11 protein-coding genes are annotated in these 13,354 nt (G+C 71.0%); 9 read left to right on the top strand and 2 right to left on the bottom strand.

Features of this window, described 5'->3' with window-relative positions; translation table 11 throughout:
- Positions 1–100 precede the first annotated feature (100 nt).
- A complete protein-coding gene (locus AC0VYB_RS15600; protein ID WP_119296892.1) occupies positions 101–418 on the bottom strand; it encodes an XRE family transcriptional regulator in 318 nt (105 codons plus the stop codon).
- 224 nt (positions 419–642) lie between these two features.
- On the opposite strand from AC0VYB_RS15600, the gene AC0VYB_RS15595 reads away from it, so the two are divergent.
- The gene (locus AC0VYB_RS15595) at positions 643–1,497 is read left to right on the top strand and encodes a hypothetical protein (RefSeq protein WP_119296891.1); all 855 of its coding nucleotides are present in this window, start codon (positions 643–645) and stop codon (positions 1,495–1,497) included.
- Between the two features lie 12 nt (positions 1,498–1,509).
- On the opposite strand, the gene AC0VYB_RS15590 is transcribed toward AC0VYB_RS15595, so the two are convergent.
- Positions 1,510–2,352 carry a DedA family protein gene (locus AC0VYB_RS15590; protein ID WP_475384821.1) on the bottom strand — a complete coding sequence of 281 codons (843 nt, stop codon included), beginning with the start codon at positions 2,350–2,352 and terminating at the stop codon, positions 1,510–1,512.
- A gap of 132 nt (positions 2,353–2,484) precedes the next feature.
- On the opposite strand from AC0VYB_RS15590, the gene AC0VYB_RS15585 reads away from it, so the two are divergent.
- The 8 genes from AC0VYB_RS15585 to AC0VYB_RS15550 all read left to right on the top strand — a co-directional run bounded on the left by AC0VYB_RS15585 (position 2,485) and on the right by AC0VYB_RS15550 (position 13,342).
- Positions 2,485–2,922: a hypothetical protein gene (locus tag AC0VYB_RS15585; protein WP_146001383.1), complete on the top strand. Its 438-nt coding sequence runs from the start codon at positions 2,485–2,487 to the stop codon at positions 2,920–2,922.
- Positions 2,849–4,405, top strand: coding sequence for a sensor histidine kinase (locus AC0VYB_RS15580; protein ID WP_231882289.1), 1,557 nt, complete (start codon positions 2,849–2,851; stop codon positions 4,403–4,405). The genes AC0VYB_RS15585 and AC0VYB_RS15580 overlap by 74 nt, the downstream gene beginning before the upstream one ends.
- Positions 4,402–5,061 carry a response regulator transcription factor gene (locus AC0VYB_RS15575; RefSeq protein WP_475384820.1) on the top strand — a complete coding sequence of 220 codons (660 nt, stop codon included), beginning with the start codon at positions 4,402–4,404 and terminating at the stop codon, positions 5,059–5,061. The genes AC0VYB_RS15580 and AC0VYB_RS15575 overlap by 4 nt, the downstream gene beginning before the upstream one ends.
- A gap of 177 nt (positions 5,062–5,238) precedes the next feature.
- Positions 5,239–6,474 (top strand): glycosyltransferase family protein, encoded by a 1,236-nt coding sequence (locus AC0VYB_RS15570; RefSeq protein ID WP_259820248.1) that lies wholly within the window; start codon positions 5,239–5,241, stop codon positions 6,472–6,474.
- Complete coding sequence (locus AC0VYB_RS15565; RefSeq protein ID WP_259862233.1) at positions 6,464–7,753, top strand: glycosyltransferase; 1,290 nt, start codon at positions 6,464–6,466, stop codon at positions 7,751–7,753. The genes AC0VYB_RS15570 and AC0VYB_RS15565 overlap by 11 nt, the downstream gene beginning before the upstream one ends.
- The gene (locus AC0VYB_RS15560) at positions 7,750–8,904 is read left to right on the top strand and encodes a glycosyltransferase family 4 protein (RefSeq protein ID WP_259820253.1); all 1,155 of its coding nucleotides are present in this window, start codon (positions 7,750–7,752) and stop codon (positions 8,902–8,904) included. The genes AC0VYB_RS15565 and AC0VYB_RS15560 overlap by 4 nt, the downstream gene beginning before the upstream one ends.
- Complete coding sequence (locus AC0VYB_RS15555) at positions 8,901–10,841, top strand: ABC transporter ATP-binding protein (protein WP_475384819.1); 1,941 nt, start codon at positions 8,901–8,903, stop codon at positions 10,839–10,841. The genes AC0VYB_RS15560 and AC0VYB_RS15555 overlap by 4 nt, the downstream gene beginning before the upstream one ends.
- Positions 10,838–13,342: a hypothetical protein gene (locus AC0VYB_RS15550; RefSeq protein WP_475384818.1), complete on the top strand. Its 2,505-nt coding sequence runs from the start codon at positions 10,838–10,840 to the stop codon at positions 13,340–13,342. The genes AC0VYB_RS15555 and AC0VYB_RS15550 overlap by 4 nt, the downstream gene beginning before the upstream one ends.
- Positions 13,343–13,354: the final 12 nt, after the last annotated feature.

The following is a 13,354-nucleotide window of genomic DNA, read 5'->3' as shown; positions in this document are numbered from 1 at the left end:
GCACTGCGGGGCGTCCCTCATCGAGAGGGGCGCCCCGCAGTGCATTCACCGGTCGCAGGCGGCGTGCTCGGGGTGTGCCGAACACGCCGCCTGCATGGGCTCAGACGTCGTCGGCGCCGGTCGTCCCGCCTTCGTTCTCCCAGCGCTCGACGGCACGGACCTTGAGCCGATTGAATCGCAGGCGCACGCCGTATCCGCCGTCATCGCCGTCGGGGATGAAGTGGGCGCCGTAGTGCTCGAGAGCGTGGATGAGGCGCCGCTCCTGTTCCGAGGTGAGGTCGTCGCGGCACTTCTCGTAGTCCTTGAGGTCGGCCTTGTCGATCTCCGCCTGCGCGGCGACATCGGCCGCCGAGACCTGGCAGAGGATCCGTGCCGCGCGGGCCAGGGGGCCGTCGATGATCATCTCTTCGCTGTTCATGGCTCAACACTGCCAGACCGGTGTCGCACGTGCCAAAGCGGACTGTCCGTTCCCTCTCGGCGACGATTATTGCGGAACGCCATCGGCATCTCTCGATGATCGCCGTTCGAATCCACCCCGATCATCTCATGTCAGTACCGAGGATTACGCTCGTCGTCACCTCCCGGCCACAAGGGCCGGGGAACCCGCATCGCGAAGGCGATGCCCGACGAAAGGTCAGACCGATGGAGATCACGACCGACGGAGTCGACCGGCTGGTGCGCCGCTGCCGAGCCCTCGTCGCGGACGAGGAGCGCCCGCACCCGATCAGCCACCCCGAGAGTCTCGCGCTGTGCATCATCGATGCGATCTACGCGACCGGCTCCCACCCCACAGCCGTCGCCAATGTCCTCGACCGATACGTGTCGAGGCACGGGTACCGGGACGGGGCGAAAGCGCTGCGGTATTCGATCGCGGCCGCCGGAGGCGCGAAGGCGTGGGCGGAGACCGTCGCCTGCAACCGCAAACCCGCCAACACCCATCCCGGCGCCCCACTCAAGGCCGAGGTCGTCGACCGGGCGACCCGGCTCATGGCCGATCTCGACATCGACACCGTGCCCGATCTGCTCTCGGCGATCGGGGCCGACGTCAGTGAGAACCCGGTCGCCGAGGGATGGACGGCGCTGCCGAGTCAGCACTCGGCGGTGACCTACTTCCACCTCCTCTCCCTCGCCGGCTCCGATCATTTCGAGCCAGATCGGGTCGTTCTCCGGTATCTCGGTGAGACCGTCCGCGCCGGCGCCGACGGTGCCGATGGGTCGCGCACGGTGGAAGCCGTTGCCGACGCCGAGGAGGTGGCCGAGCCGATCGGTGACCATGGCGGCGGCGAGGCTGGAGGTGAGAGGGAGGGCAGAGGCGAGACGGAGACGCTGACCCCGGACGCCGCCCGGGGCCTCATCGACATGGCGGCACCCGTCCTCCGCCTCGATGCCGCGGATGTCGCCAGGCTCGTCTGGCAGGCCGCCCATCGCAGGATCATGCCGGGCGGGATCGGCCGTCAGGACGACGAGGAGCCGGTGCTCAGCGCACGAGCCGGCTGATGGCCGCCGCTGCTACCCCTGGGCCTTCGCCCTGCGGTTCTCCTTGACGAAGGCGAAGACGAAGATGCCGATGATGAAGGCGATCGTGATCCACAGGGCGTACTTGTCGATGACCGCGAGGACGTCGACGGCGGCCCTGCCCAGCTGATAGCCGAGCATCGCCCAGATGAGCGTGAAGATCATGCTGCCGATGAAGTCGGCGATGAGGAAGACCCGCAGTCGCATACCCGTCCACCCGGCGACGATGAAGACGAGGGTCTGCGGGATTCCGGGGCAGCGGGCGATGACGGTCATGAGGAACAGCGCCCAGCTGGGAATGGCCTTGAGCCGTTCGATGCGCTTGAGCTGCCGTTCGTCCTGGGCGAAGAGTCGGAGCACGCCGTCGGCCCAGCGCCTGCCGGCCAGCCAGAACGCCCAGTCGAGTTTGACCATGCCGACGAAGCCGGCCACGATGACGAGCCACAGCGGGAGCTCGCCGACCCGGGCATAGGCGCCCGCGGCGACGATCGCGGTCTTCGCGCCGTTGATGAACTCCTGGAGGACCGGGGCGTTGACGAGCATCCACGGACGCAGCGGAAGGAGGGCGAGGTAGAGGATCGGAACGCCGATGATGACGAAGAGGAGCAGCTTGTCGAGAGGAGCGGCCTTCCCCTTCCACGGCTTCAGCGCCGCCCAGGGGTTCTCCTTCGGCGCCGCGGACCCGTCCGCCGTTGCTTCTGAGCCCGTCGACCCGGCAGCGGGTGCCGTGTGGCCTGTCGAATCCGCGGCGACCGACTCGCCGTTCGCGGCGGGGGCATCGTCGTCGGGGAGGGAGTCGTCGCGGCGGTCGTGTTCGTCGTCGGGGCGGCGTTCCACGCTGATGGGATCTCCTGCGGCTGCGTCGGCGGTGGGCGTTCACAGTATCGCATGCCTGCGTGGACGCCGCTTAAGAAGACTCTCATCGCCGATCGCTCGACATCGACCGCGGCCTTGGGCAGGGTGGAAGGTGTGGGACGACAGTCGAAAGTGATCAGCGCGGTGGTGACCGGGCTGGTCGTCATTCTCGCGGTGCTGGCCTTCGTCCTCGTCCGCGGAACGTCCCACCCCGAACGCCCGGACCTCAGCCCGGTCAAGGTCACCCCCACTGCCACGGTCACGGACGGAACCGGCGATCCGAACGGAACGGGGTCCGCGCAGGGTTCCGGCGCCCCCGACGGCAGCGCTGGTGATTCCAGCGGTTCTCGGGACGGGGGGCAGACACCTGACGGCAGCGGATCGGGGGGTGACGCCTCGGCGAAGGGACGGGGCGAACTCCAGCACTCCTACGAACCGGCACCGAACCCGCCCCGGGAGGTGCCCTCCGACGGCGACGATGACGACGACGGCGCCGGCGACGACGGCGACGATGATGACGACGATGACGGCGGTGACGATGACGACGACTGATCGTCGCATCCGGCTCACCGTCGAGAACCGTCTGACGATCGCGGTCACCCTCCTCTCCGTGCTCGCTCTGACGATCGTCGGCCTCGTCCTCTACTCGGTGGAGTCGAACAACGTCTCCAACCGCCTGTCCGCGTCGATGTCACAGGAGATCGCCGAGATGCGCGCCTTCGCGCAGACCGGCGTCGACCCGGAGACCGGCCAGCCCTTCACCTCGGTCGACCAGATGCTCGGGCAGTTCCTCGCCCAGAACCAGCCTGACGCCCACGAAGCGCTCTTCGCGTTCCTCAGCGACGGGCGCGTCCTCTACCAGGGAGAACCGAACACCCTCATCCGCGGCTCGCGCTCGCTCGAAGACGCCGTCGAAGCCGAATCCGACCAGGGAGGTGAGTTCTCGCTGCGGATCGACGGCAACGAGTACATCGGCTACGTGCTTCCCGTCTCCGCCATCACCTCGGCGCCTGGGGATGCCACCTCAGCGTCGCCGACCCCGCTGGAGCAGCAGGCGGACCGGGGCAGTGACCGAGGCGGGGAGCCGGGAGAGGAGGACGCGCGCGGTGCCTTCGTCGTCGTCACCAACGCATCGGACAGCCGGGCCGACCTCACCCAGGTCATGCAGCTCTACGTCGTCGTCGCCCTGCTCGCTACCCTCATCATCTCCGGTATCTCCTCCGTGCTCGCCCGTCGTCTGCTCTCCCCGGTCACCGAACTGCGACAGACCGCCCAGTCGATCTCCGCCGGTGATCTCAGCAGCCGGATCGAGACCCGCGGCAGCGACGACATCGCCGAACTCGGCCGCACCTTCAACGCGATGCTCGACCGGCTCGAATCCTCGTTCGCGACGCAGCGGCAGTTCCTCGACGACGTCGGCCATGAGCTGCGCACGCCGCTGACCATCCTCAGCGGCCACCTCGAGACGATGAACGCCGCCGACATCGACGACGTCGACGAGACCCGGGCGCTCCTCCTCGACGAGACAGACCGGATGACCCGCCTCGTCGAAGAGCTCCTCGTCCTCGCCCGCTCCCGTCGCCCCGACTTCGTGTGCCCCGGCAGCGTCGACATCCCGGCCCTGCTCCACCATGTCCTCGCGAAGGCGACGGGGCTGGCGTCGCGGGACTGGCAGGTCGACGTCCCCGAGTCGTTCGTCCTCCGTGCCGACCGCCAACGCCTCACCCAGGCGCTGCTCCAGCTCGCCGCGAACGCCGTCAACCACACCGAGGAGGGCGGGACGATCACCTTCGGTGCCACCGAGGATGCGACCCACGTCCACCTGTGGGTACGCGACGACGGCCCAGGAGTCCCGCCGGAGATCGCGACCGACATCTTCGACCGCTTCACCCGCGGATCCACCGAGGGCAGCGGCTTCGGACTCGGACTCTCGATCGTCGGTGCCATCGCCGAAGCCCACGGCGGCACCATCGTCCTCGACCCGACCGAGGTCGGTGCCCAGTTCCGCATGATCCTGCCGAAAGGACACCAGTGAAGAGCATTCTCGTAGTCGAGGACGAGGACCGGATCTCGTCCTTCATCGCCAAGGGCCTCGGGGCCGCCGGGTTCACCACGGAGATCGCCGCTGACGGCATCACCGGCCGCGATCTCGCGATCACCGGTGACTTCGACCTCCTCGTCCTCGACATCGGCCTGCCCAGCCTCGACGGCTTCAGCGTCCTCGAACAGCTGCGCGAACAGCGGCCCTCCCTGCCCGTGCTCGTCCTCACCGCCCGCGACAACGCCGAGGACACGATCTACGCCCTCGAGTCCGGCGCCGTGGACTACATGATCAAGCCCTTCCGCTTCGGTGAGCTGCTCGCGCGGATCCGGCTGCGGCTCAAGGAGACCGTCCAGGAGTCTCCGACGACGGAGCTCACCCGCGGCGACGTGCGCATCGACCTGCTCGGACGTCAGGTCTGGGTCAATGAGCGCATCGTCGACCTCTCGGCGCGCGAGCTCTCCCTCGCCGAGATCCTGCTCAAGAACCGCGGCAGTGTGCTCTCCCGCGAACAGCTGCTCTCCCATGTCTGGGGTTTCGACTTCGACCCCGGATCCAACGTCGTCGACGTCTACGTCGGCTACCTCCGCCGCAAACTCGGCAGCGACTTCGTCACCACCGTCCGCGGATTCGGCTACCGCGTCGACTGAGCGCGACCTGGCGCGCCGACTGTGCGGGCCCCGACAGTCGACCGCCCGCCGCCGACGGCAACCCGCGCGCAGCCGGGGTCGAACACGAACAAGCGATCCTGTCGGATCGGGCGCACATGAGAGTTCTCTCATCCCCGTCTTACCTGGGGCTTAATCTTCGAGGCCAAGCTGAGTGGTATGACAGAGAATCTGAGTATCGCGCTCTTCTCCCACGACTCCCTGGGGCTGGGCCACATCCGCCGCAACCGGGCGCTCGCCTTCGCTCTCGCCGCGCAGCTGCCTGAACTCACCGGTCGACCGGTGAGCGGCCTGCTCATCGCCGGCAGCCCCGAAGCCGCCCGCTTCGACCTGCCGACCGGATGGGATTGGATGATCCTGCCGGGAGTCACCCCCGCGAACGGCGGATATGCTCCCCGCGCGCTCGCCTCGACGATGGAGGGACTGCGCAGCCTGCGATCCGCAGCGATCACCGCTGTCCTCGACCAGCAGCAGCCCGACCTCTTCATCGTCGACCGGCACCCCTTCGGCATCGACGGCGAACTCGCCGAGGCGCTCGACCGCTGCCGCGTCCACGGGACCCGCACGGTCCTCGGGCTCCGGGAGGTCCTCGACGACCCGTCGGTCATCGCCGCCGAGTGGGACCGTGTGGGCGGCCCCGACGCCGTGGCCCGAGCGTTCGACGAGGTGTGGGTCTACGGCGATCCCGAGGTCTACGACCCCCGCGCCACCGGCGAAGTGCCGGCCGAACTGGCTCGCCTCACCCGGATGACCGGATACCTCTCGCTGGCCCGCCGCGAACCCTCGACGCCCGTCCCTGCCGCCGATCCCGCACTCACGGATGCCGCGCCCTTCGTCCTCACCTGCCTCGGCGGGGGCTCCGACGGTGCCGCCCTCGCCGAGCGCGCGATCCTCGCCGCCCCACCCGCAGGCCACCGCCACCTCGTCGTCGTCGGCCCGCAGATGGCGACCGCCGAGGTCGACCGCCTCACCGCCCTCGCCCCCGCCGGCACCTCCGTGGTCCGGCACAGCTCGGACATGCCGGGCCTCATCGCCCGCGCCGAGGCTTTGGTGTGCATGGGCGGATACAACACGATGGCCGAGGTCATGGCGACCCGGACCCCTGTCCTCGTCATCCCGCGCGTCGGACACCGCCAGGAGCAGCCGCGGCGCGCCGCAGCCCTGACCGCCGCCGGTGCCCTTGACTCCGCACCCCTGACCGAGGCGACCCCGGAGTTCCTCCGCGACTGGTTCGGCTCCCGGGCCGGGTCCGAGGTCTCCCGCGATCACATCGACCGCGACGGCCTGCGCCGGGTCCCAGTCCTCGCCGCCGAGCTCCTCTCGGCCGCAGGCACCCTCCCGTTCGCTCCCGCCCGCCCGACCACCCTCACCGAGGAGGCCCGCTGTGCCGTCTGAGACCGTCCCCCGCCAGATCCCGCCTCGGCGGGCCTATGTCCTCAAGATGTATCCCCGGTTCTCCGAGACCTTCATCGTCTCCGAGATCCTCGCCCGCGAGGCGGCGGGGGAGGACATCGTCATCTTCTCCCTGCGCCCGTGCACCGACGCTCGGTTCCACCCGGAGCTCGCCCGGGTCCAGGCCCCGGTCATCCACGTCCCCCGCCCCCCGAGCGCCCACGGATTCTGGCAGCTGTGGCAGGAGGCGGCAGCGGACCCGGTGCTCGCTGACGGGACGGCCGAGAACCTCGGCGACCTCGTCGGACTCGACCACGACGACGCCGCGCAGTCGCTGGCCGTCGCCCGGCTCGCCCGCGAGCACGGTGTCACCCACCTCCACGCGCACTTCGCCTCGGTGGCGACGACCGTGGCCCGCGCCGCATCCCTGCTCGCGGGGATCCCGTACTCGTTCACCACGCACGCGAAGGACATCTTCCACGACAGCGTCGTCACCGCCGACCTCGCCCGCAAGACCGCCGACGCCGACCACGTCGTCGCGATCAGCGACTTCAACCGGGACTACCTGCGCCGGCGCCTCGGACCGGTCCTCGCCGAGCGGATCCACGTCGTGCGCAACGGACTCGAACTCGACCGCTTCCCCTACCGTCCGGGCCGACCTGCAGGCGGGGTCGCGCGACTGCTCGCCGTCGGGCGCCTCGTCGAGAAGAAGGGCTTCACCCACCTCCTCCCCGCCCTCGCACTCCTCCTGGAGTCCGGGCGGGACGTTCGACTCGACCTCGTCGGCACCGGCCCGCTCGAGGCGGAGCTGCACGAGCAGATCACCGAGCTCGGCCTCGCCGACACCGTGACGATGCACGGGGCACTGACCCAGCGGGAGGTCACAGCGATGGTCGATGACCACACCGCCCTCGTCGCGCCGTTCGTCCCCGGCTCCGACGGCAACGTCGACGGTCTGCCCACCGTCCTCCTCGAGGGCATGGCCGCGGGCATCCCCTGCGTGGCCGGCAGCGTCACCGCCGTGCCCGAGATCGTCATCGACGGGCGGACCGGCTGGCTCGTCGACGGCACCGACCCGGATGCCATCGCCTCCGCCGTCGCCGAGGTGATCGACCTGACCGCCCATGATCCGCAGTCCCTGCGCCGGATCACCGATGCCGCGCGCGACCGCGTCGCCGACCTCCACGACTCCCGGCGGCAGGCCCGGGCGCTCGCGGATCTCATCGACCGGCCTGCTGACGATGTCGACCAGCCGGTCGAGGAACTCGAGGTCGCCTCATGAGAATCGCCTACGTCCTCCTCGACCCCGGCATCGGGGTCTTCGGCACCAAGGGTGCCAGCGTCCACGCCCAAGAGGTCATCCGCAGCTTCCGCGCGCTCGGCCACGAGGTCACCGTGTTCTGCACCCGCACCGATGACGCGGTGCCCGCCGACCTCGCCGACCTCGACGTCGTCCGCCTCGAGCTGCCCGCAGGGCTCGAGCGCGGCAGCCGGGAGATCGCCCTCCTGCGGGTCTCCGACCTCCTCGCCGACCTCGTGGCCGGCGAGCACACAGGCATCGACGTCGTCTACGAGCGGTACTCCCTCTTCTCGACGGCCGGGGCGAGGATCAGCGAGCACCTCGGCGTGCCGCTGCTCCTCGAAGTCAACGCCCCGCTCATCGAGGAGCAGCGCACGCACCGCGGACTCATCCACGACGATCATGCGGTCAGGGCCACGGCCGTGAGCTTCGGGCAGGCGGCACGGCTCGTGTGCGTGAGCGAGGCCGTCGCCGAGTGGGTCCACCGCGACTACCCGGGGCTCGACGATGTCGCCGTCGTGCCCAACGGCGTCAACACCGACCGCATCGTCCCCGGCACGCGCGGCCCAGGCGACCAGGCACCCGATGCTCCCGTGCACATCGGCTTCGTCGGCACCCTCAAACCGTGGCACGGCACCGACCGGCTGCTGCGTGCGGCCGCCGGACTGCGCGGGGCCTTCCACCTCGACATCGTCGGCCACGGTCCCGAAGCCGAAACACTCGCACGCCTCGCCGACGACCTCGACCTGGGGGAGCGGGTGACCTTCCACGGGGCCGTCGCCCCCGCCGACGTCCCGGCCCACCTGCGCGGATTCGACATCGCATCCGCCCCCTACCCGGGCGGGCCGAACTACTTCTCCCCGCTCAAGGTCTATGAGTACATGGCCGCGGGCCTGCCCACCGTCGCCTCGGCGGTCGGGGCCCTGCCCGACCTCATCGCCGGCACCGGGACCGGGCTCCTCGTCCCGCCCGACGACCTCGCCGCCCTCACTGAGGCGCTCCAATCGCTCATCGACGACCCCGCCCTGCGCACCCGCATGGGTGAGGCCGCCCGCGCCGAGGCGCTGGCCCGGCACTCGTGGACGAGCCGGTGCCGCGACATCCTCGACCCCGTCCTCCTGGAGACCGCATGACGCCGAGCCCGACCCGCCCCACCCCGAGCGCCCTGCGACGGACGCTGCGGATCATCACCCCGCACCTCGGGCGCCACACGTGGCTGATCATCGCAGGCCTCCTCGCCCTGCTCGCCGACGTCGTCTTCCGCATCCTCGAACCGTGGCCGATCAAGATCGCCGTCGACGCCGTCACCGCAGCCCTCGGGGCGAACATCGACGCGAGCTTCGACCTCGGGACGGGGGTCGCGACGACGCTCGCAGCCGCGGCGATAGGCCTCGCCGTCATCGTCGCCGGACGGGCCGTGACCAACTACGCCTCGACGATCTGCTTCGCCCTCGTCGGCGCGCGGGTCGCCACCCAGCTGCGCACCCGGGTCTTCGACCACATCCAGGCGCTGTCGCTGAAGTACCATTCGCGCGCCTCGATCGGCGACACCTCGCAGCGGCTCGTCGGTGACATCGGCCGCCTCCAGGAGGTCGCCGTCACCGCGGGCCTGCCCCTGCTCGGCAACATCATCACGCTCGGCGTTCTCCTCGTCGTCATGGTCGTCCTCGACCCCGTGCTCAGCGCGATCGTCCTCGCCACCGCCGTCGTCTACGGTGTGCTCTCCCGGGTCTCGACGCCGAAGATCACGACCGCCTCCCGCTCGACCCGTAAGGGGGAGGGTCGCCTCGTTGGGTCCGCCGCCGAGGCGCTCGGAGCGATCCGCGTCGTCCAGGCCTACGGACTCGAACGCACCGTCGCCGCCGACTTCGCCGACGGCAACGAACGCGCCCTGCGGGCCGGGGTGCGTGCCCGCCGCCTCGCCGCCGGCCTCGAACGCTCGACCGATGTCCTCGTCGGCATCTCCCAGGCCCTCGTCCTCGCCTTCGGCAGCTACCAGGTGCTCCGCGGGGCGATGACCCCCGGCGACCTCGTCCTCTTCCTCCTCTACCTCAAGATCGCGATGAAGCCGCTGCGGGACATGGCGAAGTACACCGGACGCATCGCCCGCGCCACCGCGTCGGGGGAGCGGATCGCCGACCTCCTCGACGAACCGATCGAGATCGCCGACCGCCCCGGAGCGGTGGCGATGGGACCGGTGCGCGGCGACGTCGTCTTCGACGGCATCCGCTCCCGCGACGGGCACGGCCGGCCGCTCTTCGACGGCCTCGACCTCCTCATCCCCGCCGGTCAGAGGATCGGGATCCTCGGCGCCTCGGGGGCAGGCAAATCGACCCTGACGAGCTACCTGCTCCGCCTCGCCCAACCCGAGGAGGGACGCATCTACCTCGACGGCTACGACACCGGCAACGTCACCCGCGCCTCCCTGCGCGGCAGCGTCTCCGTCCTCCTCCAGGAGTCCGTCCTCTTCGCGGCGACCGTGCGGGAGAACATCCGGTACGGCCGCCTCGACGCCACCGACGCCGAGGTGGAGGCCGCCGCCCGCGCCGCCCGTGCCGACGAGTTCATCCGTGCCCTTTCCGAGGGCTACGACACCGTGCTCGGCAACCGCGGGGACACGCTCTCCGGCGGGCAGAGGCAGCGTCTGGCGATCGCCAGGGCCCTCGTCCGCTCCGCCCCGGTCGTCGTCTTCGACGAGGCGAGCACCGGGCTCGACCCGCGCACCCGAGCGCAGGTCACCGAGTCCCTGTGGGCGCTCACCGAAGGCCGCACCGGGATCGTCATCACCCACGACGTCGCCATGGTCAGAGGCCTTGACCGGGTCGTGTGGCTCGAGGACGGGCGGATCGTCGAAGACGGCTCTCCCCAGGATCTCGCAGCCGACCCGACGAGCCGCGTTGCCCAGTGGATGAGCGACCAGGCCGAGGACACCGTGAGCGCCGGGGTGTCGCAGGAGCCCGTCGCCGAGGCGGCCCCCGTCGCTGAGGCGGCCGCCGTCGACACTGCTGCCGACGACGCAGCCGCAGACGACGCGTCCCGCACCGCCGTGGGAATGGGAGCCGCCCGATGACGGCAGTCGAGTCGACCGTGACCATTGCGACAGCTCCGACGGCGAACGGTTCTGCCTCCGGAACGACCCCCGACTTCGGTGTGCCCTTCCTCGCCGACCTCCGCTCGCCCGGGGCCCTGAGCGCGCACCTCGGCTTCCCCTTGGAACCCGTGCGGATCCGGATCAAACCCGGCCGCAGCGCGATCGTCGCCTGGCGGCGGCCAGGGGTCGACCACCTCGGAGGGTGGGGGTGGACCGCGGTGATGGCCGATCCCGACAAACTCGCCAACCTCCGTCGGCGTGCGGCGCGGGTGGGGGAGACCGTGCTCGACCACGCGGTGAGCGACACCGGGTTCGTCCTGCTCAGCGGGGGAGTGCGCGCCGATCCGAAGCTCGCCCGGCCCCTCGTCGCGGCTGCGACGACCCTCGACCTCGACGCGTGCACCGTCGTCGGCTGCAACCCCGGCCGTCGGGTGCTGCTGCGCGCTCCCGACCGCGGTGCCGAGTTCGTTCGGATCGGCACCGGCTCGCTCTCTGCCATGGTCGCCGCATCCGAGCAGTGGCTGAGATGGGGCCTGCCGACCCTTCCCGTCCACCGCCTCGGCGAGCAGGAGAGCGCCGTGCGCACGCCATGGTGGGGCACCGGGGACCTCAACGGGAATCCGGATCCCACCCTCGCCGAGGCGGTCGGAGAGTCGATCGCCCACCTCCATGCGCACGGTGCCGGGGAGGTCTCCCCGGCCGAGCGCGGTGCCGAGCCGCTTGCGATGCTCGCCGACGCCGAGCGCGCATTGTCGCGTCTCCTCGGCGAGGACGGACGAGTCGCCGAGCTGACGCGTCGGATCGGCGAGCGGCTCGAATCCGCGGGAGTCCTCCGCGGCAATCGGGCGATCCACGGCGATCTCAGCCCTGACCAGGTGCTCGTCGGCGACGGCGACCCGCGGATCATCGATCTCGACCGGGCCGGGGTCGGACCGACCGGGATGGACCTCGGCCGGTGGACCGCCGCGTGCCGGCTCCGCGAGGACGGACACGGCCCGGGCCTCGAAGCGGGCTTCCTCCGCGGGTACGACCGCGCGGGCGGCTTCACGATGCGCGCCGAGTCAGCCGGGGTCGCGGGTCCGACCGCTGCAGGGGCACTCGAGGCATGGACGGCCTGGGCACTGCTCGTCACCGCGATCGAACCGTGGCGATCGTGCCGCCCGGACTGGCGGGAGCACACCGACCGGCACCTCGTGCTCGCAGAGAAGGCACTCGTTTCGGGAGCCGATCGCGGCAGTCACCGGCCCACCTACGCTGACGCCGACGGTGCCGCCGACGTCGGCACCGACTCCGGCTGCGGCGCGGACTCCGGCTCCGGCACGGACGCCGATTCCGGCACCAGCGCGGGCACCGACGCCGACGGTGCCGCCGACGCCGACTCCGGCCCCAGTGCGGGCGGCCCGATCCCGTCGACAGTGCGCATCGACGGTGCCGAGGCACGGGTGCGGCGGGCGTGGCCGGCGAATAAGCGGAGGATCGCCTTCGAGGCGAACGCTCACGGTGAGCTGCGTGCAGGCTACCTCGACGCAGGTTCGATTCCGCTCGTGCCCGAGGTGACCATGCTCCCTGCAGGGGTCGACCCCGAACTTCCGGGACTCGCCCGTGCTCTCGGGGAAGCGGGTGCGGCCCGGCTCGTCTCGCATCGGCCCGGCCGCCGCGCCGTCGTCGCCCTCGCCGACGGCACCTTCGCCAAGTGCGTGCGCGCCGGCAGGGCTGCGGCCATCCTCGCCGGTCAGGACCGCGCCGCCGCCTTCGCCGCAGGGTTCACCCTCCCCACGGTCCTCGACGCCGACGACTCGACCGTGCGCCTGTCTCGAGTCCCAGGAGTCGACCTCCATGATCCCGCCGGGATCGGGGAGGACTGGGCGCGCGCCTGGACGGCCTGCCTCGACGCGTGGGTTCGGGCCGGCAGTGCGCCCGACGGCGGCTCCTTCGCCCCGGATGCTCCAGAGCACACCGCGGCGGACGAAGCCCGCGTGCTCGAGGACTGGCGCGACCGGGCCGACGACCACCTCGGCGCGCTCACGGCCGGACTCGATCCGCTCCTCGCCGCGGTCATCGGCGAGCTGCGCGGGACCGTTTCCACCTCAGCGGGTGACCACGTCTCCTCTGTGTTCGGCGGTCGCGGGCCCGGGACCTGGGGTCCCCTCCACCGCGACCTCCACGACAAGCAGCTGATGTGGGACGCCGAGGCGGGGCCGGGACTGCTCGACGTCGACACGGCGTGCGCGGGGGAGCGGGAACTTGACCTCGGCAATCTCCGCGCGCACGCCCGCTGGCGGCGCGAGCAGGGGATCTGGACTCAGGACCAGACCGACGTCGTGCTCACGGCGATCGCGGACGCCGCCTCGGCGGGCGGGTGCGACCTGGCGCGGGTGCGGCTCTACGAACGGTCGGCGCTGCTCCGACTCGTCTGTGTCTACGCGTTCCGACCGCAGTGGTCGGGCCGGACGGGAGCGCTCCTCGACGCGGCGGACTGATCGGATGGGGAC

The sequence above is a fragment of the Brevibacterium sp. Z349TD_9 genome, from assembly GCF_056173565.1.
Note: the sequence above shows the minus strand (reverse complement) of the source record. Positions and strands in the feature narration are given on the sequence as shown.

Bases quoted from the DNA above. Each gene is read 5' to 3' on its own strand.
- AC0VYB_RS15600 (WP_119296892.1), bottom strand. From the start codon at position 418: ATGAACAGCGAAGAGATGATCATCGACGGCCCCCTGGCCCGCGCGGCA.
- AC0VYB_RS15595 (WP_119296891.1), top strand. From the start codon at position 643: ATGGAGATCACGACCGACGGAGTCGACCGGCTGGTGCGCCGCTGCCGA.
- AC0VYB_RS15580 (WP_231882289.1), top strand. From the start codon at position 2,849: ATGACGACGACGGCGCCGGCGACGACGGCGACGATGATGACGACGATG.
- AC0VYB_RS15570 (WP_259820248.1), top strand. From the start codon at position 5,239: ATGACAGAGAATCTGAGTATCGCGCTCTTCTCCCACGACTCCCTGGGG.
- AC0VYB_RS15560 (WP_259820253.1), top strand. From the start codon at position 7,750: ATGAGAATCGCCTACGTCCTCCTCGACCCCGGCATCGGGGTCTTCGGC.
- AC0VYB_RS15555 (WP_475384819.1), top strand. From the start codon at position 8,901: ATGACGCCGAGCCCGACCCGCCCCACCCCGAGCGCCCTGCGACGGACG.
- AC0VYB_RS15550 (WP_475384818.1), top strand. From the start codon at position 10,838: ATGACGGCAGTCGAGTCGACCGTGACCATTGCGACAGCTCCGACGGCG.